General features: G+C 65.9%; 14 protein-coding genes and 1 pseudogene. 8 read left to right on the top strand and 7 right to left on the bottom strand.

What is annotated here, in order from left to right:
- The first annotated feature begins 88 nt into the window (after nucleotides 1-88).
- From BDD18_RS10145 to BDD18_RS10130, 4 genes and pseudogenes are all read left to right on the top strand, one after another.
- Nucleotides 89-3,532 (top strand): annotated as a pseudogene (locus BDD18_RS10145) (response regulator).
- A gap of 8 nt (nucleotides 3,533-3,540) precedes the next feature.
- The gene (locus BDD18_RS10140) at nucleotides 3,541-4,377 is read left to right on the top strand and encodes a CheR family methyltransferase (RefSeq protein WP_044399309.1); all 837 of its coding nucleotides are present in this window, start codon (nucleotides 3,541-3,543) and stop codon (nucleotides 4,375-4,377) included.
- The gene (locus BDD18_RS10135; RefSeq protein WP_066691108.1) at nucleotides 4,374-4,997 is read left to right on the top strand and encodes a chemotaxis protein CheB; all 624 of its coding nucleotides are present in this window, start codon (nucleotides 4,374-4,376) and stop codon (nucleotides 4,995-4,997) included. The genes BDD18_RS10140 and BDD18_RS10135 overlap by 4 nt, the downstream gene beginning before the upstream one ends.
- A gap of 47 nt (nucleotides 4,998-5,044) precedes the next feature.
- Nucleotides 5,045-6,169: a hybrid sensor histidine kinase/response regulator gene (locus BDD18_RS10130; protein ID WP_142083044.1), complete on the top strand. Its 1,125-nt coding sequence runs from the start codon at nucleotides 5,045-5,047 to the stop codon at nucleotides 6,167-6,169.
- 228 nt (nucleotides 6,170-6,397) lie between these two features.
- Here the strand turns inward: BDD18_RS10130 and BDD18_RS10125 are convergent, their stop codons facing one another.
- From BDD18_RS10125 to recG, 5 genes are all read right to left on the bottom strand, one after another.
- On the bottom strand, nucleotides 6,398-6,766 hold the full coding sequence (locus BDD18_RS10125) for a response regulator (RefSeq protein WP_142083043.1): 369 nt from the start codon (nucleotides 6,764-6,766) through the stop codon (nucleotides 6,398-6,400).
- A 159-nt stretch (nucleotides 6,767-6,925) separates the two neighbouring features.
- Nucleotides 6,926-7,441, bottom strand: a complete 516-nt coding sequence (locus BDD18_RS10120; protein ID WP_044396586.1) for a Dps family protein — start codon at nucleotides 7,439-7,441, stop codon at nucleotides 6,926-6,928.
- A gap of 177 nt (nucleotides 7,442-7,618) precedes the next feature.
- Entirely contained in the window at nucleotides 7,619-9,370 is a 1,752-nt protein-coding gene (locus BDD18_RS10115; protein WP_142083041.1) for a dipeptidase, read from the bottom strand.
- Nucleotides 9,371-9,586: 216 nt separating this feature from the next.
- On the bottom strand, nucleotides 9,587-10,552 hold the full coding sequence (locus BDD18_RS10110) for a LysR substrate-binding domain-containing protein (RefSeq protein WP_066695705.1): 966 nt from the start codon (nucleotides 10,550-10,552) through the stop codon (nucleotides 9,587-9,589).
- A 44-nt stretch (nucleotides 10,553-10,596) separates the two neighbouring features.
- Nucleotides 10,597-12,717: an ATP-dependent DNA helicase RecG gene (gene recG, locus BDD18_RS10105; RefSeq protein ID WP_142083039.1), complete on the bottom strand. Its 2,121-nt coding sequence runs from the start codon at nucleotides 12,715-12,717 to the stop codon at nucleotides 10,597-10,599.
- Between the two features lie 109 nt (nucleotides 12,718-12,826).
- Here recG and BDD18_RS10100 point away from each other — a divergent pair, with 109 nt between their 5' ends.
- From BDD18_RS10100 to BDD18_RS10085, 4 genes are all read left to right on the top strand, one after another.
- Nucleotides 12,827-14,107, top strand: a complete 1,281-nt coding sequence (locus BDD18_RS10100) for an HD-GYP domain-containing protein (RefSeq protein ID WP_142083037.1) — start codon at nucleotides 12,827-12,829, stop codon at nucleotides 14,105-14,107.
- An 88-nt stretch (nucleotides 14,108-14,195) separates the two neighbouring features.
- Nucleotides 14,196-15,164 carry a 1-phosphofructokinase family hexose kinase gene (locus tag BDD18_RS10095; RefSeq protein ID WP_142083036.1) on the top strand — a complete coding sequence of 323 codons (969 nt, stop codon included), beginning with the start codon at nucleotides 14,196-14,198 and terminating at the stop codon, nucleotides 15,162-15,164.
- Nucleotides 15,165-15,244: 80 nt separating this feature from the next.
- Complete coding sequence (queA, locus tag BDD18_RS10090; protein ID WP_142083033.1) at nucleotides 15,245-16,390, top strand: tRNA preQ1(34) S-adenosylmethionine ribosyltransferase-isomerase QueA; 1,146 nt, start codon at nucleotides 15,245-15,247, stop codon at nucleotides 16,388-16,390.
- Nucleotides 16,391-16,543: 153 nt separating this feature from the next.
- The gene (locus BDD18_RS10085; RefSeq protein ID WP_211360738.1) at nucleotides 16,544-17,134 is read left to right on the top strand and encodes a hypothetical protein; all 591 of its coding nucleotides are present in this window, start codon (nucleotides 16,544-16,546) and stop codon (nucleotides 17,132-17,134) included.
- Nucleotides 17,135-17,171: 37 nt separating this feature from the next.
- On the opposite strand, the gene BDD18_RS10080 is transcribed toward BDD18_RS10085, so the two are convergent.
- Together BDD18_RS10080 and BDD18_RS10075 are read right to left on the bottom strand one after the other, a co-directional pair.
- Nucleotides 17,172-17,900, bottom strand: a complete 729-nt coding sequence (locus tag BDD18_RS10080; RefSeq protein ID WP_142083031.1) for a uracil-DNA glycosylase — start codon at nucleotides 17,898-17,900, stop codon at nucleotides 17,172-17,174.
- A 160-nt stretch (nucleotides 17,901-18,060) separates the two neighbouring features.
- Nucleotides 18,061-19,770, bottom strand: coding sequence for a SulP family inorganic anion transporter (locus BDD18_RS10075; protein ID WP_142083029.1), 1,710 nt, complete (start codon nucleotides 19,768-19,770; stop codon nucleotides 18,061-18,063).
- Between the last annotated feature and the right edge of the window lie 23 nt (nucleotides 19,771-19,793).

Genomic DNA, 19,793 nt, shown 5'->3' with positions numbered 1-19,793 from the left:
AATGCCGTGGCGCGGGCCTCCTGCCCCGGCGCCCGTCCAAACCCGGTATAAAGTGCGCCTTTCCCCCGTACACCACCCACCGCACCGCATGACCCGCACCCCGAGCCCCCAGGCGGCCACCCGCTTCGCCATCCCCCGCACGCTGATGGCGGGCTTCATCCTGGCTGCCGTGGCCACACTGGTGATCGGGCTCGTCAATTTCCGGTCGGCCGAAACCCGCACTGAGGCCGTTCGGGCCATGGACCGCACCACCCTGGCCATGCGCCATCTCAATCGGTTTACGCAGGCCATCAAGGATGCGGAAACGGGCCAGCGCGGCTACCTGCTGACGAGCGATCTCTCGTACCTCAAGCCCTTTGACGCGGCCGTGACCTCGCTGCACAAGCACCTGACGGACCTCAAGGCCAGCGCGGCGGACTACCCAGCGCACCTCCAGCTGGTCGAGCAGCTCGAAGCCCTCACGCAGCAGAAGCTGCGCGAGCTCACCGAAACCATTGCCCTGCGCAAGGCCGGTGACGGCGTGGGCGCGATGACGCTGGTGCAAAGCGGTGCGGGCCAGCAGATCATGGACTAGCTGCGCGAGGTGGCGGAGAGCCTGCGCACGCAGCAGAACCTGCAGCTGGAGACCCGCCGCGAGCAGTGGGTGGCCGCGGCCACCAACGCCAACCTTTATTCCGGCGCCGGCTCGCTGGTTCTGCTGGTGCTGATCTGCATTTCGGCCGGCGTGACGGCGCGGGAGTACCGGGCCAAGTCCATGCAGTCGTGGATTTCGACGGGCCTGACGGGCCTGGGTCAGCGCATCCATGGCGGCCACCGGCTCGAAGAAATCGGACAGATCGCGCTGGAGTACCTGGCAGGCTACCTGCGCGCCCAGGTCGGGGCCGGGTACGTGGTGCAGGACGGCGCGGGCTTCGCATTGTTCGGCGGCTACGCGCTGCCGCGGGAGCGGCTGGCCGAGACCCTGCTTGTGGGCGAAGGGCTGGTCGGCCAGGCCGCCCGGTCGCGCGAGCTGATGCATGTGCGCGATGTGCCCGCGGGCTACCTGCCGGTGTCGTCCGCCACGGGGCAGGCCAGCGCCGCCGAGCTGCTGGTCGCGCCCGCCGTGGAGCATGGGCAGGTGTATGCCGTCATCGAACTCGGCTTCAACCGCCCGGTGACCGAGACCGAGCGGGCGCTGATGGAGCGCGCCTCGGAACTGCTGGCGGTGGCCATCCGCTCCGGCATCGACCGCAACCGCCTGCAGAACCTGCTGGAGGAGACGCAGCGCCAGTCCGAAGAGCTGCAGACCCAGCAAGAAGAACTGCGTGTGAGCAACGAAGAGCTGGAGCAGCAAAGCCGCATCCTTCAGGAATCGCAGGCCCAGATGGAGGTGCAGCAGACCGAGCTAGAGCAGACCAACGCCCACCTGGAGGCGCAGACCCAGCAACTGGAATACCAGCGCGAGCAACTGCTGCGCGCCCAAAGCGCCATGACGGACAAGGCCCGCGAACTGGAGCTGGCCAGCCAGTACAAGAGCGAGTTCCTGGCCAACATGAGCCACGAGCTGCACACACCGCTCAACTCCACCCTGATCCTGGCCAAGCTGTTGGCAGACAACAAACCGGGCAACCTGAGCCCCGACCAGGTGAAGTACGCGCAGACCATCTACGCAGCGGGCAACGACCTGCTGGCCCTGATCAACGACATCCTCGACCTGTCCAAGATCGAGGCCGGCCAGGCCACCGTGTCGGTGGAAACGGTGACGCTGTCCAAGGCCCTGCAAACCCTCATCGACCCGCTGCGCCCACTGGCACAAGAAAAGGGCCTTACGCTCACGGCCACCGTTGCGCCCGACGCCCCCGCCACGCTGGACACCGACCCGCAGCGCCTGGGGCAGGTGCTGAAGAACCTGCTGTCCAACGCGCTCAAGTTCACCGAAAAGGGCTCGGTGGCACTGCATGTGTCGCGCAACCCGGACGACACTCTGTCGTTTGCCGTCAAGGACACGGGCATCGGCATCCCGGCGCACCAGCAGGAGCTGATTTTCGAAGCCTTCCGCCAGGCCGATGGCAGCACGCACCGCAAGTACGGTGGCACGGGCCTGGGCCTGTCGATCTCGCGCGACCTGGCGCAGCTGCTGGGCGGGTCGATCCATGTGCAGAGCACACCGGGCGAGGGCAGCGTCTTCACCCTGGTGCTGCCACAGAAGCTGGTGCCCCCATCGCCGGAAGCAGAACCCGCAGTGCCGCTGGCGGCACCTGCTCCAGCCCGCGCGGCGGCACCGGTCGTCGCACCGGCTCCTTCGGCCCCGGCATTGCCACCCGTGGCGGCCCCAGTTGCTCCCGCAGCCCCGCGCCGTGCGGGCGCGCGCAGCATCCTGGTGATCGAAGACGACGTGCGCTTTGCGCAGATCCTGAGCGACCTGGCGCGGGAGATGGACTTTGACTGCCACCTGGCCCACAACGCGGCCGACGGCCTGGCCTATGCAATGCACAGCCTGCCCAGCGCCATCGTGCTGGACGTGAACCTGCCCGACTTCTCGGGCCTGGGCGTGCTCGACCAGCTCAAGCGCAACCCGGCCACGCGCCACATTCCGGTGCACGTGGTCTCGGTGGCCGACTACTCGCAAGAGGCCCTGGGCCGGGGCGCCGTGGGCTACGCGCTCAAGCCCGTCAAGCGCGACGAGCTGGTGCATGCCTTGCAGCGGCTCGAAGCCAAGTTCACCCAGGGCCTGCGGCGCGTGCTGGTAGTGGAAGACGACGAGCGCCAGCGCGAGAGCGTGCGCCACCTGCTCACCAACGACGACGTGGAGATCGTGGGCGCCGGCACGGCAGCCGAGGCGCTGGCGCACCTGCGCGGCTCCACCTTCGACTGCATGGTGATGGACCTGAATCTGCCCGACCTGAGCGGCTACGAACTGCTGCAGCAAATGACGGAGCAGGACGGCGTCTCCTTCCCGCCCGTCATCGTGTACACGGGCCGCGCCCTGTCGCGCGATGAGGAGCAGCAACTGCGCCGGTTCTCCAAGTCCATCATCATCAAGGACGCCCGCTCGCCCGAGCGGCTGCTGGACGAAGTGACGCTGTTCCTGCACCAGGTGGAGTCGGAGCTGTCGGCCGAGCACCGGCAGATGCTGCAGTTGGCCCGCAACCGCGAGACCGCCCTGGAAGGCCGCAACGTGCTGGTGGTGGAAGACGATGTGCGCAACGTGTTTGCGCTCTCCAGCATCCTGGAGCCCACCGGCATCCGCGTGAAGATTGCGCGCAACGGCCTGGAGGCCCTGCAGGCGCTGGAGCGTGCCGGCAGCGGTGGGCAGCCTGCCATCGACCTGGTGCTGATGGACATCATGATGCCGGAGATGGACGGCTATACCGCCATGCGCGAGATCCGCAGCCGCCCCGAGTGGCGCCGCCTGCCCATCATCGCGCTGACCGCCAAGGCCATGAAAGACGACCAGGAAAAATGCCTGGCCGCCGGGGCCAATGACTACATCGCCAAGCCGCTGGACGTGGAGAAGCTGCTGTCCCTCGTGCGGGTGTGGATGCCCAAGTAGGCCCCTCTATGCCGCACCGCAAGGCCCGCACCGCCGACATCGAGCAGCGCCTGCTGATCGATGCGATCTACCACCGTTACCACTACGACTTCCGGGGCTACGCACAGGCGTCTCTCAAGCGGCGGCTGGCGTCGGCGCTGGTGCAGTTTGACTGCAAGACGCTGTCGCAGCTGCAGGACCGCGTGCTGCACGAGCCCGCCGTGTTCCCTGCGCTGCTCGAATACCTCACCGTGCAGGTGAGCGACATGTTCCGCGACCCGAGCTACTTCCAGGCGCTGCGCCAGGAGGTGGTGCCGCTGCTGCGCACCTACCCGTCGCTCAAGGTCTGGGTGGCCGGATGCAGCGCGGGGGAAGAGGTGTATTCGCTGGCCATCCTGCTGCAGGAAGAAGGCCTGCTGGACCGCACCCTGATCTACGCCACCGATATCAACCCGCATGCGCTGCGCGCCGCCGAGTCTGGCGTGTTCGACGTGTCGCGGGTGGCGGCTTTCACCGAGAACCATGCGCGCTCCGGCGCCCGCAGTTCGTTGTCGGACTACTACGCGGCTGCCTATGGCCGCGTGGTGTTCGACAAGGGGCTGCGCGAGCACATGGTGTTCTCCGACCACAGCCTGGCCACCGACAGCGTGTTCGCCGAAGTCCATCTGGTGTCGTGCCGCAATGTGCTCATCTACTTCGAGCGCGACCTGCAGAACCGCGCCCTGGGGCTGTTCCGCGAGTCGCTGTGCCACCGGGGCTTTCTGGGCCTGGGCTCCAAAGAGTCGCTGCGGTTTTCGGCGCATACCGATGCGTTCGACGACTTCGTGCCGCAGGACCGCATCTACCGGAAAAAGGCAGGGCTGTGAGCACCCAACACCTCGCCCCCAGACCCACACCTTCCCGGGGCTACGCAGCCATCGTGGTGGGCGGCTCTGCGGGCGGTATCGACGCCCTGATGGAACTGCTGCCTGCGCTGCCCGCCACACTGCAGGCGGCGGTGCTCGTGGTGCTGCACCTGCCCCGGGACCGGCGCAGCCTGCTGGTGGAGATTTTTCAGCCCCGCTGCGCCCTGCCGCTGCGCGAGGCGCAGGACAAGGATGCCATCACGCCAGGGGCGGTGAGCTTTGCGCCGCCGGACTACCACCTGCTCGTTGACGGCGGTCCCCAGGGCCCGCATGTGGGGCTGTCGGTGGACCCGCCCCTGCATTTTTCGCGCCCATCCATCGACGTGCTGTTTGAATCGGCGGCAGACCACTACGGCCCCCGGCTGGTGGGCATTCTGCTGTCGGGCGCCAACGAAGACGGCGTGAATGGCCTGCAGGCCATTCAGGCGGCGGGCGGCCTCACCATCGTGCAAGAGCCCGCCAGCGCCAGCATGCCCACCATGCCGCAGGCAGCCATCGCCGGATTGGCGGTCGACCACATCCTGCCCCCTGAAGGCATTGCAACGCTGCTGGCGGACCTGCACCAGCGCCAGCAGCTTTGATCCGGGCGCATGCGTCCCTCCTTGAGAACCCACATTCCCTACCGCCCATGCCCCAGACCGACCGCACCAAATGCCTGCTCGTTGACGATGTCGAAGAAAACCTCATCGCCCTGGAGGCGCTGCTGCAGCGTGACGGGCTGGACATCCTCAAGGCCCAGTCAGGCCCCGAGGCCCTGGAACTGCTGCTGGCCCACGACGATGTGGCCCTGGCGTTGCTGGACGTGCAGATGCCCGAGATGAATGGTTTTGAGCTGGCGGAGCTGATCCGGGGCAGCGAACGCACCCGGCACATTCCGCTCATCTTCATGACGGCGGGATCGCGCGAGCAGAACTGGCAGTTCCGGGGGTACGAGAGCGGGGCGGTGGACTTTCTGTACAAACCCATCGACCCGCACATGCTCACCAACAAGGCGAGCGTGTTCTTTGAACTGCACCGGCGCAAGCAGGCGCTGGCGCACGAGCTGCGCGCGCGCACCGAGGCCTTGCGCATCAACGAAATGTTCATGGCGGTGCTGAGCCACGACCTGCGCACACCGCTGCAGTCCATCGTCGCTGCCGCCACCGTGCTCAAGCGCCAGCCGCCGCCCGACAAGGCAGCCCTGATGGTGGACCGGGTGCTGCGCTCAAGCCAGCGCATGGGCCACATGATCGAAGACCTGCTGGACGTGACCCGCATCCGCCAGGCAGGCGGGTTGGCGCTGCAACTAGGCCCCGCCCATATGCAGACCGTGGTGCAGCGCACCCTGGACGAAGCAGCCACCAGCCACCCCGAACGCGGCATTGAATCCATCCTGGAAGGCGACCTCGCGGGCACTTGGGACACCGAGCGGCTATGCCAGGTGTTCACCAACCTGGTCGGCAACGCACTGCGCCATGGCAGCGCAGACCAGCCGGTGCGCATTTGCGCTGATGGCAACCTTGCAGAGACCGTGAGCATCACGGTTTCGAACGGTGGCACCATACCGCCCGAACTGATGCCCCATCTGTTCGACGCGTTTCGCGGGGGCAAACGCGAACCGGGGCGGCACCAGGGGCTGGGCCTGGGGCTTTTCATTGCGCACCAGATCGTGCGGGCGCACCGAGGTGCCATCGAGGCCAAGTCACAAGACAACGTCACGACCTTCCGGGTGACTTTGCCCCGCCACGCCCCCGCACGAAGCGCCGTCGCCTGACGCCGATAGGCTACGGCAGCCCGAGCCATCCAAGCGCCGGGAGGGCCGCGCAGGCGAATGCAGTAAGAGCGGCTAACAAAACTCAGCGAAGCGGTTCTAGCTAGGCGCCGCGTCGCAGACAGTACGCGTAGTACGACAAGACGCGGCAACGACGCCAGAAGAGTTTTGTTAGCCGCTCTAAAGGGAAAAGACGCGTGGTGAGCGACAGATGCCGCCACGCGGCTGGGATCAGGTAGGGACCGAAGCCAGGGCCGTATGGATGCCACCCAGCAGTTGCTCCAGCTCCTCCAGCTCGAACGGTTTGAGCAAGGTGCGCACATTCGGCCCCCAGCTGCCCGGCTGGCTACCCAGTTCATAGCCTGAGCACAACACCACCCAGCGCAGCGGATCGTTCGCCAGCAACCGGCGGGCCAGATCGGTTCCTGACATACCGGGCAGGCTCACATCGGTGACCAGTACGTCGAAGGGATGGCCTGCATCCAGCACCAGGGCCTCTTCGGCAGAGGCGCAGGACGTCACCGTGCGGCCTTCACCCTCCATCAGCATGCCAATGGTTTCGCGCAGCTCTGGATTGTCTTCAACGTACAGGATTCGCATACATCACAGGGGGGTTGGTCTGCCATGCGACGCCAGGGCAGCGCGCATTGCCAAACCCGCATCATGTGCAGGCGAAGGGGCCGCGCCGTGTAGGACAAGGCGCAATTCTGCGGCGCCCTGCAACCCAAAGGAAGAACGGCGCGCGCAGAAAGCCCGTTGTCACTCTTCGAGCAACGAGCGCAGCATCCAGGCGGTTTGCTCGTGCACCGTCAGGCGCTGGGTGAGCAAGTCGGCCGTAGGCTCGTCGCTGGCCTTGTCGGCCAGGGGGAACAGGCTGCGGGCGGTGCGGGCCACGGCTTCATGGCCTTCGACCAGCACGCGCACCATGTCCAGTGCCTTGGGCGGCTTGGCGGGGGCGTCAGGCACAGTGGCCAGCTTGCCAAACTCGGCATACGAGCCCGGCGCCACATGGCCCAGCGAGCGGATGCGCTCGGCGATCGGATCCACCGCGTTCCACAGCTCGGTGTACTGCGCCATGAACATGGTGTGCAGCGTGTTGAACATGGGGCCCGTCACATTCCAGTGGAAGTTGTGGGTGGTGAGGTACAGGGTGTAGGTGTCGGCCAGCAGGCGCGACAGGCCCTGGGCGATGGCAGCGCGGTCTTTGTCGCTGATGCCGATGTTGATGCTGGGAGCAGAGGTCTTGCCGATCACTGCTTTGCTTGGCTTGGCCATGGATGGTCCTTTCGTGCTGAAAACATGAAACACCCCGCGCCATGCAGTCCCGAAGACCGGGCGCGGGGCCCTGAAACACTGTAGCGCAAGCCACCGGCGGTGGATGTCATCCGTTGCCGATACCTTGCGCCTGGGTCAAGCAAACGTTGAAAAGCCGGGCCAGCAGCCTGGCCAGGCTCACTGCATTTGCTGCAGGTTGCCAATGCGCACCAGCATCTCGGTGAACATCTGCATGTCTGCATCCAGGTCCGACACTTCCTTGAACTCCTTGGCGTTATGGGCCGTGTACTTCTTGCCAGGCATGGCAGGGCCAAAGTTGATGGCGTTGGGCATCAGCTTGGCGGTGGTGCTGCCGGCGGTGGGCACAGGCTGCGCGGGCAGGCCGGTGGTGTCGCCAAAGGTGTTGAGCAAGGTGGCCAGCCACGCGCCCTTGGGGTCGCGCGCCATCCAGTTGCCCTGCTTGTGCTCCACCTCCACCGCCACACCGGCCTGGACACCCCAGGCCTTGATGCGCTCGGTGGTGGCCTGAGACAGTGCCTCTGGCGTTTTGCCACGCGGCATGCGCACGTTCACGAGCACATCGACCTTGCCGTCTTTCTCGCGAATCAGGTTGGGCGACAGGGTCAGCGGGCCCATGAAGTCGTCGCTGTAAGCCAGGCCCAGGGTGCGGCCCAGGTAATCCACACCGTACAGCTCGGCGATGTAGCGCGCGACCTGGGCATAGCCATTGGCCGCCAACGCCACACCCGATTGCTGTAGGAACAGCGCCAGGCGCGGCAGCGGGTTCACGCCTTCTTCGGGGCGCGAGCCGTGGGCCGAGGCACCCGTGACCTTGACCAGCACATCTGCGCCTTCACGCGTCACGTCGATGCTGAACTTGCCACCCTGGCTGGTGTATTTGCCGACAAAGGCGTCCTTGGCAGCGTTCAACTGGCGGCTAACAGCGTCCACATCGCCGCCGCGCAGGCGGGCGGTGGCTGTCTGGGGCACCGCGTTGGCCGATGCAGCACCCGCCATGGCCACGATGGTGGGCTGGTTGCCCGAAGCGGCACCCAGTGCAAAGGTGGTGCGCAGCGCACCCGATCCCTTTTCTGCCACCACGGCAGGGTACTTGCTGTCGAGCACGATGTTGTACTCGGGCAGGGTGGTCTTGGCGCGGTAGTACTTCATCGCGTCGCCACCGGTTTCTTCGGTGGTTTCGATCATGAGGCGGATGGTGCGGGCCAGCGGCAGGCCGCTGTCCTTCACGGCCTTCATGGCGTACAGCACGGTGGCGATAGACCCCTTGTCGTCGATAGAGCCGCGGCCATACAGGTTGCCGCCCACGCGGGTCAGCTTGAAGGGGTCGAGCTTGGTGCCGTCGTCCAGCACCCATTCGTCAGCCACCACAGGCACCACGTCGGCGTGGGTCAGGATGCCGAACTCTTCGGGGCCACTGCCGGGCAGCTTTACTTCAAAAACGCGGTTGTCCACGTTGCGGTATTGCAGGCCAAACTCCTTGGCCATGCCTTCCACCAGCGCGCCAAACGCGATGATGTGCTTGTCTTCGTGCGGAGGCACCTTGTCGGAGCGCACCGTGGGGATGGCCACCATGCGCGCGGTAGCGTCGATCACGGCGGTCTGGTTCTTCAGGCGGTTGTACAGGCCCAGCAGGCGGCTGATGTTGACGAGGTCATCGCCCTGCAGCGTGGCCTTGCGCTCATACGCCGCGACGGCGGGCGCCAGTTCGGGCTGCATTTGGGCCGACAGCGCCAGGAACTGGCTGAAGCTGCCCGATGCAGCCGTGGCAGACATGGCGGCAGGTGCCGCAGCGATGCGGTCCATTTCGGGCTTCTTGATGGGGCCGCCGGCCTGGGATGCGGCGGGTGGCATGGAAGTGCAGGCCGACAGGGCCGCCACCAACGTGGCAGAAAGCCAAAGCTTCTTCATGGGAGCCTTTCTTTTGGAGCCGTCACGGACTTGCCGCCGCCATGTGGACAGCGACGGCAGGGACGGGAGGAGGAAGAAATGCAAAAACATTGCAAACGCCAGGCATGCTTTGCCAGCGCGGCGCGAGTGTAGCCCCGCCCAACGACAGGGCGCGAGTAACAAAATATTTCGTTTGCCCTGCCGCTGCAGCAGGGCCACCGCCTGGGCAGCCCACGTTCAGGACAGACGCGTCACACCCGGCAATTCGCAGGCGTAAATGGCGTTGCGCAGGGCGGCAATGGCCTCATAGCGCGTGAAACTGCGCCGCCATGCCAGCACCACCCGGCGCATGGGCGGGGGGCTGCCGTCTTTTTCTTCGATGGGCAGGTAGCGGATGTAGCTCTCGTCGCTCTTGCGGCGGCGCGCCGCCGTGTGCAGGGCGTCGCGTGGCACCGACAGGCGGGGCACCAGCGTCACGCCCATGCCTGCGGCCACCATGTGCTTGATAGTCTCCAGCGACGAGCCCTCGAACGACTTGCGGATGCCCTCGGCGTTGCTGGCAAAGCGGGCGAACTCGGGGCACACCTCCAGCACATGGTCGCGAAAGCAATGGCCTGCGCCCAGCAGCAGCATGGTTTCGTTCTTCAACTCGGCCGCCGTGACGGACTTCTTGGATGCCAGCGGGTGCGTGCTGGGCACGGCCGCCATGAAGGGCTCGTCGTACAGTGGGGCTATGGCCAGCCCGGTGTCGGGGAAGGGCTCAGCCAGGATGGCGCAGTCGATCTCGCCGGTGCGCAGCATCTCCAGCAGCTTGACGGTGAAGTTCTCCTGCAGCATCAGCGGCATTTGCGGCGTGCGCGTGATGGCGTTGCGCACCAGCTCGGGCAGCAGGTAGGGGCCGATGGTGTAGATCACGCCCAGCGTCAGCGGCCCGGCCAGCGGGTCCTTGCCGCGCTTGGCGATTTCCTTGATGGCAGCAGCCTGCTCCAGCACGCTTTGGGCCTGGCGCACGATTTCCTCACCCAGCGGAGTCACCGTGACTTCGCCGGCGCTGCGTTCAAAGAGCTTCACATCCAGCTCTTCTTCCAGCTTCTTGATGGCCACCGAAAGCGTGGGCTGCGAGACATAGCAGGCATCGGCCGCGTGGCCAAAGTGCTTCTCGCGCGCCACGGCCACGATGTACTTGAGTTCGGTGAGGGTCATGGTGTGTTCCTGCGGGCCGCGTCAGCGTGGGGCTGGGCGGGGTCTCATGCTTTGAGATAGTCCGATTTTCCCCCCAACCAGCGCGCCACGTGTTTGGCAGCCAATTCAGGGTATTTGTCCAGCATCAGCGGGGCCAGTTCGCGCGCCCACTCGAGCAGGTGGGTATCGGTGGCCAAATCAGCAAATCGCAACAGCGCATCGCCCGACTGGCGCGCGCCCAGGAACTCGCCGGGGCCACGAATCTCCAGGTCGCGCCGCGCAATCTCGAAACCGTCGTTGGTCTCGGCCATGGCACGCAGGCGTTCCTTGGCGGTTTCGCCCACGCGGCCGCTGTCGTTGGTGGAATACAGCAGCACGCAGGCCGAGGCCGCCGCGCCGCGCCCTACCCGCCCGCGCAGCTGGTGCAGCTGGCTCAGGCCAAAACGCTCGGCGTGTTCGATGACCATGAGCGAGGCATTGGGCACGTCCACGCCCACTTCGATCACCGTGGTGCTGACCAGCACGCCCATCTGGCCGCTGGAAAAAAGCTGCATCACGGCCTTCTTCTCTGCCGTGGGCATGCGCGAGTGCAGCAGGCCCACCATCACGCCGGGCAGGGCCTCGCTCAAATCGGCGTGCGTGGCGGTGGCGTTGCTCAGATCCAGCGCCTCGCTTTCTTCAATCAGCGGGCACACCCAGTACACCTGCCGCCCGGCTTCGACCTGAGCACCGATGCGTTCGATCACTTCATCCTTGCGGCTGTCAGCAATGAGCTTGGTGACGATGGGGGTGCGCCCTGGCGGCAACTCGTCGATGACCGACACATCCAAATCGGCGTAGTAGCTCATGGCCAGCGTACGCGGGATGGGCGTGGCGCTCATCATCAACATATGGGGTTCCATCCCATGTGCCGCCAGCTTTTGCCGCAAGGCCAGCCGCTGCACCACACCGAAGCGGTGCTGCTCGTCGATGATGGCCAGCGCCAGGTTCTTGAACTGCACCTGCTCCTGAATCACGGCGTGTGTGCCCACGACCAGCGCAGCCTCGCCGCTGGCGACCAGCGCCAGCATGACGGTGCGATCCTTTTTCTTTTGCCTGCCCACCAGCCAGGCCACCTTGCGGCCGCGGGCGGCCAGCAGCGGCTCCAGCCAGCCGATCATTTTGGCGAAGTGCTGCTCGGCCAGGATTTCGGTGGGCGCCATCAGCGCGCATTGCCAGCCCGCATCCATGGCCAGGCAGGCGGCCAGGGCCGAGACGATGGTTTTGCCCGAGCCCACATCACCCTGCAACAACCGGTGCATGGGCACGCGGCGGGCCAGGTCGGCCGCGATTTCTTCCCCCACGCGGCGCTGCGCGGCTGTGAGGTCGAACGGCAGCACGGCCATGAGCTGTTCGTGCAAGGGCAGCGCACCATCTTGCGCAGGCTGGGGGCGCAGCACCGGGGCGCGCAGCCGGTCGCGTTCACGGCGGGACTGGTGTTGCGAGAGTTGCTGCGCCAGCAACTCCTCGGCTTTCAGGCGCTGCCAGGCGGGGTGGCTGTGGTCTTCCAGGGTGGACAGGGCCACATCCGGCGTGGGGTGATGCAAAAAAGTGAGCGCCTCGCGCAATCCCCACGAGCGCTGGAGGCCATTTTGGCCTTGATACATGGCATGAGGAGGCTCCACCCCCGGCGGCAGGGTGTCTGATAAATCCACACGCCCCAGGGCACTGACCACGGCGCGCCGCAGATACGGCTGGGGCAGCCCGGCGGTGGTGGGGTAAACGGGCGTGAGGGCTGCGGGTAATTCGCCCCCCGCCAGCCGGAACGCCGGGTGCAGCATCTGCCGCCCCCAGAAGCCCCCCTTGACCTCGCCCCGAATGCGCAGGCGGTTGCCCACCGCCATGGTCTTCTGGTGCGAGGGGTAGAAGCTGAAAAACCGCAGCTCGCAACTGCCTGTGGCGTCTTCCACCTGCACCAGCAGCTGGCGGCGCGGGCGCAGCTGCACCTCGCAGGCCGTCACGGTGGCCTCGATCTGCACCGTCTGCCCGTCGCGGGCGCTGGCCAGGGGGGTGATGCGGGTTTCGTCCTCGTAGCGCAGCGGCAGGTGCAAAGCCAGGTCGATATCGCGGCGCAGCCCCATCTTTTGCAGGGCTTTTTGGGCAGCACTGGGGGCGGCCGGGGCGGCGGGCCTCGAAACTGCGGGCATTTTCTTCAAAGTGGGAGGACAATGGAGGGGGCGAAGCGGGGCGAAAAGGCTAACATGGATAAAGCCCCGGCCCCTGTGATTGCGTTAGTTTGCGTTCTGGATAGTTGTCATGCTCAAGCGAATCAGTACCAAAAATCTCATCCTGGGCATGTACCTGCACGAATTCTGCGGCTCTTGGATGGAGCACCCGTTCTGGCGTGCAAAGTTCGTCCTGAAGGATCCCAAGGACCTGGAGCGCATCCAGGCCACCGCGATCGATGAGGTGTGGATCGACACCTCCAAGGGGCTGGATGTGGCGGCAGGAGTGAGCTCCGTGTCCCGCGAAGAGGCTGACCTACAGATCGACTCAGAGTTTGCCCAGCTGGAAGACATGCCGGCCATCGTCATCGAAGAGCCGCCGCGCCCTGCGTTGCCTCGTCGGGGCCGCGGACCCACGTCGATGCAAGATGAAATCCAACTGGCGGCCTCCATTTGCAGCGAATCCAAACGCGCCGTCGTTTCGATGTTCAACGAAGCGCGCATGGGCAAGGTGGTGGACGCGGCCAACGCGCAAAGCCTGGTGGAAGAGATTTCGGACTCCGTCAGACGCAACCCCGGCGCACTCATCAGCCTGGCCCGCCTGAAAACTGCCGACGACTACACCTATATGCATTCCGTGGCCGTGTGCGCCATGATGGTGGCCCTGGCCAAGCAGATTGGTCTGAGCGAAGAACACACCCGCAGCGCCGGCATGGCCGGCCTGCTGCACGACCTGGGCAAGGCCGCCATCCCGCTGCCCGTTCTGAACAAGCCTGGCAAGCTCACCGACAGCGAGTTCGCGGTGGTCAAGAGCCACCCGGTCGAGGGCTACAACCTGCTCAAGGAAGGCGGCAATGTCGAAGACTCGGTGCTCGACGCCTGCCTGCACCACCACGAAAAAATGGACGGCACAGGCTACCCCGACAAGCTGCAGGGGGAGCAAATCTCGCTGATCGCGCGCATGACGGCCATCTGCGACGTGTACGACGCCATCACATCGGACCGCCCTTACAAGCGCGGCTGGGATCCTTCCGAATCCATTCGCCGCATGGCCGAGTGGACGAAGGGGCACTTCGACCCGCGCCTGTTCCAGGCCTTCGTCAAGAGCATCGGCATCTACCCCGTGGGCTCGCTCGTGCGGCTGTCGTCCGGCCGCATTGGCGTGGTGACAGAGCAAGGCGAAAAGTCCCTCACCTCGCCGCGCGTGAAGGTGTTCTTCTCCACCAAGTCAGACCTGCGCATCCCCCCTGAAGTGGTGAACCTGGCCGAACCGGGCTGCAACGAAAAAATCGTCGCCCGCGAAGACCCTGACAAATGGCGGTTTCCAGACCTCAACGAGTTGTGGTCGGGCCTGCCAGAGCGCCCCTGGTAACCCCCACGGGCAGCCCCTACCCCAGCGCCTTCGGCACGCCGCTGCACCACCGAAGGCCAGTCACCTGACGCCACCCACGCGCCGCGATATGACCTCTTTTCTGACACTCACCCCCAACCCCGCACTGGACATTGCCACCAGCACCGAGCAGGTGCTACCCACCCACAAGCTGCGGTGCGGCACGGTGCAGCGCTACCCCGGCGGGGGCGGCATCAATGTGGCCCGGGTGCTGCACCGCCTGGGCGCTGCGGTAGAGGCACGGGCCCTGGTGGGCGGCCCTGCAGGCGCGCAACTGCAAGCGCTGCTGCAGCAAGAAGGGGTGGTATGCCAGATGCACCCCATCGCTGGCGATACCCGTGAAAACATGTCGGTGCTGGAGACCCGCACTGGCCAGGAGTTTCGTTTCGTGCTGCCAGGCCCCACGGTGGACTCCACACAATCCCAAGCCCTGCTAGAGGCCCTGCTGCCAACCGCAGAGCCGGGTTCGCAACCCGCCCGGTGGATCATCGCCAGCGGCAGCCTGCCGCCCGGAATGCCGCACGACTTTTATGCGCAACTGGCCCACGCAGCCCAACAGCAAGGAGTACCTCTTGCGCTCGACACCTCGGGCGCCGCGCTGGCGGCAGCGCTGGAAGTGGGAGTGGCGCTCGTCAAGCCCAGCCTGCGCGAGTTGCGCGACTTGCTGCAACAGCCGCTGAACACCGTGCAGGAATGCGGTGACGCCGCGTTCACCCTGGTGCAGCAAGGCGCTGCCAGCACGGTGGCCGTTTCCATGGGTGAGCAAGGCGCCGTGCTGGCCCAACCCGACGGCGTATGGCACGCACCAGCGCTTGAGGTGCCAGCCACCACCGGCACCACGGGGGCGGGCGATTGCTTTTTGGCTGCCTTGGTCTGGGCGCTGGAACATGGCGACACACCGCCCGAGGCCCTGCGCTGGGGCGTGGCTGCCGGGGCAGCCGCCTTGCTGTCGCCCGGCACCGCGCTGGCCCAGGCCGCAGACATCCACCGCCTGCACGCCCAGGTGCCCGTGCCGCAGGTGATCACTGTGGCCCGCTGAACCGCCCCACCGAGCGCATCGGGGCGTGGGACAATAGCGCCCTTTTTCACTTGGCACGGGCCCGTTCGGCCCTCAAGCTCATGACCGATCTTTCGCTCTCCGCCCCTGGCGCACCCCTGGCACCACACGCCTACACCCTCAGCGACTTCGACTTCTCGCTGCCTCCCGAACTCATCGCACAGCACCCCGCCCCCGAGCGCAGCGCATCGCGCCTGCTCGACGGCCGCGCCATGGCGCCCGCAGACCGTATCTTCCGTGAACTGCCCGGCCTGCTGCGCGAAGGCGATCTGCTCGTCTTCAACGACACCCGCGTCGTCAAGGCCCGCATCTTTGGCGAGAAGGCCAGTGGCGGCAAGCTGGAGTTGCTGATCGAGCGCGTCCTGCCCGCCGAAGCTGGAAGCGCAGGGAATGAAGTGGTAGCCCACATGAAGGTCAGCAAAAAGCCCCTGCCCGGCAGCACCGTGCACATGGCCGGCGGCCGCCACGCGGGCGGCTTTGATGCCAGGCTGCTGGGCCGCTGGCCCACCGAAGACGGCCCGCTGTTCCGCTTTGCCTTGCAAGGCCCCGCAGGCGAGACGCCGTGGGAGTTGATGGACCGCCACGGCCACCTGCCGCTGCCGCCCTACATCGAACGCCAGCAAAACACCGACCACGACCCTGACGAGGCGGAAGACAGCCAGCGCTACCAAACCGTGTTTGCCCGCAACCCCGGCGCCGTTGCTGCCCCCACCGCCGCGCTGCACTTTGACGAAGGCGTGCTGGCCGAGCTGCAGTCGCGCGGCATCGAGCGCGCCAGCGTCACCCTGCACGTGGGCGCAGGCACCTTCCAACCGGTCAAAACGGAGAACCTGGCCGAACACCAGATGCACAGCGAGTGGTACGAAGTGCCCCTGGCCACCCTGGCTGCCCTGGAGCGCTGCCGCCAGCGCGGTGGCCGCGTGGTAGCTGTGGGCACCACCACCGTGCGCACGCTGGAATCGTGGGCCCAAAGCGGCAAGACCACGGGTGACACCAACATCTTCATCACCCCAGGGTTCAGCTTCAAGGTGGTGGACGTGCTGATCACCAACTTCCACCTGCCCAAAAGCACCCTGATGATGCTGGTGAGCGCCTTTGCAGGCTACGCCCACATCATGGGCCTGTACCGCCACGCCATTGCCCAGCGCTACCGCTTTTTCAGCTATGGGGATGCGATGCTGCTGGAGCGCGCCAAGGCCGCCAACTGATCCAACGACCTGGCACCGCCACGCCGAGCAAATCGTCACACCTGTTTAGGATTGGATGTCATCAAGAGGGGCAAGGCACAACACACCGGGCCTACACTCGCCGCGACTGACCAGCACACATTTGAGCTGGCACACGTTGCAAGACCTTCCCTCATGAGAAAAACCCTCTCCCTCCACCCCGTGGCGCTTTCCTGTGTTCTGCTGCTCGGGGGCTGCGCCGCCAACCCGACTGACAAGAACACCAAGGCAGCCGCAGGCACAGCGCATGCCGCGCCACAGTCTTCCGATACAGCATCGGAGGTGGGCCGTGCCATCACGTCTCCGCTGTCAGACCTGAATCTGGTGAAGGCAAACATTCCGCCGCAGCTGGCGGCAGCCCGCCAAGCCCCTTACGCCCTGCCGACCGACCGCAGCTGCCAAGCGCTGGCAGAGCAGGTGCGGTCACTGGATGCGGTGCTGGGGGCCGATCTGGACACCCCTTCCACCTCAACCAACCCCAGTCTGATTGAGCGGGGTACAGGTGCAGCGAAGAAGGGAGCCATCGGCGCCGTGAGAGGCGCAGCAGAAGACGTTGTGCCCATGCGCAGCTGGGTGCGCAAACTGACGGGCGCCGAGAAGTACAGCCGCGAGGTGGAAGCCTCCATCACAGCGGGCACCATCCGGCGCAGCTACCTCAAGGGGCTGGGGCAGGCTGCGGGCTGCGAGTCGCCTGCGGCGCCCTTGGCACCCAAGGCCGAGGAATAAGCCCCCCTCCAGCGCGGTGAAGGTGTGGGGCAGCGCCTCAGCCCTGGTTCCGCTCCCGGAACGCGCGCGCATGGCCGAAATGGCCATTGCCAATGAAGGGCACGGGTGGCCGCAAGGCCGACAGAGGCGAGGGGTGGTTGGATGTGAGCACGAGGTGCCCCCGGCCCTGCGGGATGAAGGCGCGTTTGGACTGTGCGTGCGAGCCCCACAGCATGAAAACCACCGGGCGATCACCTTCAGCCACATGGCGGATGACGGCATCGGTCAGCAGCTCCCAGCCCTTGCCGGCGTGGCTGGCGGCTTGACCCTCTTCCACGGTGAGGCAGGTGTTGAGCAGCAGCACCCCGTTTTGCGCCCACTTCACCAGGCTGCCACCAGGATTGGGAAAGGGCGGAAACGGCACGCCCAGATCGCGCTGCATTTCCTTGAAGATGTTTTGTAGCGAGGGCGGCAGGCGCACGCCGGGCGCTACCGAAAAGGCCAGCCCTTCGGCCTGCCCACGCCCGTGATAGGGGTCTTGCCCCAGGATGACCACGCGCACGGCATCGGGCGGCGTCAGCTCCAAGGCGCGCAGCGGGCGGGGTGGGAAGATGCTGGCGCCTGCATCCATGCGGCTTTGCAAGAAAGCCAGCAGCTTTTGCCCCACCGGTCCACCAAAAAACTCATCCACCAACGGCTGCCAGCCAAGGGACACAGGCCAATCGGCAGGGTTGGCAGAGGTGAGCTGAGTGGGGGCTTCGTTGGCAGGGGCAAGCAAGTCGGTCATGGCAAAGCAGCGGGAATGTGCGCGGGGCTAGAGTATCGGCCGAAACGACCCTCACGCCTGCTGCGGCTCTCCAGTACAACTGATAGTCATCAAAAGCTATCATTTTGATAGCTTCTCGCGCTTACCCATCAAGCGCCAGAGCCTTATTTCATCTAAAAATTCAGCCCGCTTGGTGTCTCTGCGCCACATCGGCAAAAGCCTCGTGCGTGCTCAGGAACACCTGACCCTGCATGCGCCGACCGAAGTCAGTATCTTGCAGCCGGTCCATCACCGGGCCCTTGACCTCGGCCAGCAAAAAGCGAATGCCGCGCTCGCGCAGGCTGCGCTCCAGATCGCCCAGCACCCCCAAGGCAGTGGCGTCGATCTGGTTGACGGCGGAGCACACCAGCAGCACATGGCGCGCGGCGGGGTTGGCGTGTACCAGCGCCTCGATACGGTCTTGCAGCACGCTGGCGTTGGCGAAATACAGGCTTTCGTCCACCCGCACCGCCACCAAGCCGGGCTCGGTGACGACCTGGTGCCGGTCTACGTTGCGGAAGTGCTCGGTACCCGGCACCCGGCCCACCACGGCCATGTGCGGGTGGCTGCTGCGCCACACCAGGGTGCCCAGCGACAACGCCACCCCTAGCAGGATGCCTGCCTCCACACCCAGCGCCATCACACCCAACGCGGTGGCGATCAGCGACAGCGCATCGGCCTTGTCGTAGTGCCAGGCCTCGCGCAGCGTGCCCCAATCGATGAGACCAGTCACGGCCACGATGATGGTGGCCGCCAGCACGGCCTGGGGCAGCGCATGGAACCAGCCGGTGAAGAAAGCCACCACCAGCGCCATCAGCGCGGCGGAGATGACGCCTGCCAGCGGTGTGTTGGCACCGGCAGCAAAATTGACGACCGAGCGGGCAAACCCACCGGTGACCGGAAAGCCCCCCGACACGGCGCTGGCCAGGTTGGCAGCGCCCAAGCCCAGCAGTTCGCGGTTGGGTTCAATGCGTTGCTGCCGCTTGAGCGCCAGCGACTGGGCCACCGACACGCTCTCGACAAAGCCCACCAGTGAAATCAGCAGCGCAGGCAACCACAGCGCCTGCACAGAGCCCCAATCCCAGGCGGGCAGACCCAGCGCGGGCAAGCCCTGCGGCACGGTACCCACCACGGGCACGCCGTGGCTTCGGTCCAGCCCACACAAGCTGACGACGGCCGTGGAGACAATCACCACGAGCATTGGCGCCAGCTTGGCAGCCATGTCGGCCGCTTTGGCGGGCAAACCTGTACGCACCAGCAACTTGGCCAAATATTTGCGGGCGAACCACAGGAACAGCACGCTGGCGCCCCCCAACGCCAGCACGGCGGGCTTGGTTTGGGGCAAGGCGTGGGCCAGGCTGGAGAGAGTCTGGAACACGTTGTCGCCCTGCACCTTCACGCCCAGCAAGTGCTTGAGCTGGGCCACGGCAATCAGTACCGCAGAGCCGGTAATGAAGCCGCTGATGACCGGGTGGCTCAAGAAATGCGCCAGAAAACCCAGGCGCAACAGGCCAAACGCCAGCAACATCACCCCGGAGAGCAGCGACAACAACACGGCCAGCTGCACATACTGAACCGAGCCTGCCGCAGCCAGCGGCTGCAAGGCGCTCGCTGTCATCAGCGAAGCCACGGCCACTGGCCCCACAGCCAGCGTCATGCTGGAGCCCAGCAGCGCATAAGCCACGATGGGCAGCAGGCTGGCGTACAACCCCACCTCAGCCGGAAGCCCCGCCAGCAGCGCATAGGCCAGGCTTTGCGGTATCAGCATCACCGTGACGATCAGGCCCGCCACCGCATCCCCGGCCAGCCAGGAGGCCCGGTAGTTGCGCAGCCAATCGGGAATGGGGTTCATGGCGGGCCTTCCTTGCCGTTACA

The organism is Acidovorax temperans (genome assembly GCF_006716905.1).
GTDB lineage: Bacteria > Pseudomonadota > Gammaproteobacteria > Burkholderiales > Burkholderiaceae_C > Acidovorax > Acidovorax temperans.
This window is presented reverse-complemented; position numbering and strand designations above follow the sequence as displayed.

Bases quoted from the DNA above. Each gene is read 5' to 3' on its own strand.
- BDD18_RS10130 (WP_142083044.1), top strand. From the start codon at position 5,045: ATGCCCCAGACCGACCGCACCAAATGCCTGCTCGTTGACGATGTCGAA.
- BDD18_RS10125 (WP_142083043.1), bottom strand. From the start codon at position 6,766: ATGCGAATCCTGTACGTTGAAGACAATCCAGAGCTGCGCGAAACCATT.
- BDD18_RS10100 (WP_142083037.1), top strand. From the start codon at position 12,827: ATGCTCAAGCGAATCAGTACCAAAAATCTCATCCTGGGCATGTACCTG.
- BDD18_RS10140 (WP_044399309.1), top strand. From the start codon at position 3,541: ATGCCGCACCGCAAGGCCCGCACCGCCGACATCGAGCAGCGCCTGCTG.
- BDD18_RS10110 (WP_066695705.1), bottom strand. From the start codon at position 10,552: ATGACCCTCACCGAACTCAAGTACATCGTGGCCGTGGCGCGCGAGAAG.
- BDD18_RS10080 (WP_142083031.1), bottom strand. From the start codon at position 17,900: ATGACCGACTTGCTTGCCCCTGCCAACGAAGCCCCCACTCAGCTCACC.
- BDD18_RS10120 (WP_044396586.1), bottom strand. From the start codon at position 7,441: ATGGCCAAGCCAAGCAAAGCAGTGATCGGCAAGACCTCTGCTCCCAGC.
- BDD18_RS10115 (WP_142083041.1), bottom strand. From the start codon at position 9,370: ATGAAGAAGCTTTGGCTTTCTGCCACGTTGGTGGCGGCCCTGTCGGCC.
- BDD18_RS10095 (WP_142083036.1), top strand. From the start codon at position 14,196: ATGACCTCTTTTCTGACACTCACCCCCAACCCCGCACTGGACATTGCC.
- BDD18_RS10075 (WP_142083029.1), bottom strand. From the start codon at position 19,770: ATGAACCCCATTCCCGATTGGCTGCGCAACTACCGGGCCTCCTGGCTG.
- BDD18_RS10085 (WP_211360738.1), top strand. From the start codon at position 16,544: ATGAGAAAAACCCTCTCCCTCCACCCCGTGGCGCTTTCCTGTGTTCTG.
- recG (WP_142083039.1), bottom strand. From the start codon at position 12,717: ATGCCCGCAGTTTCGAGGCCCGCCGCCCCGGCCGCCCCCAGTGCTGCC.
- queA (WP_142083033.1), top strand. From the start codon at position 15,245: ATGACCGATCTTTCGCTCTCCGCCCCTGGCGCACCCCTGGCACCACAC.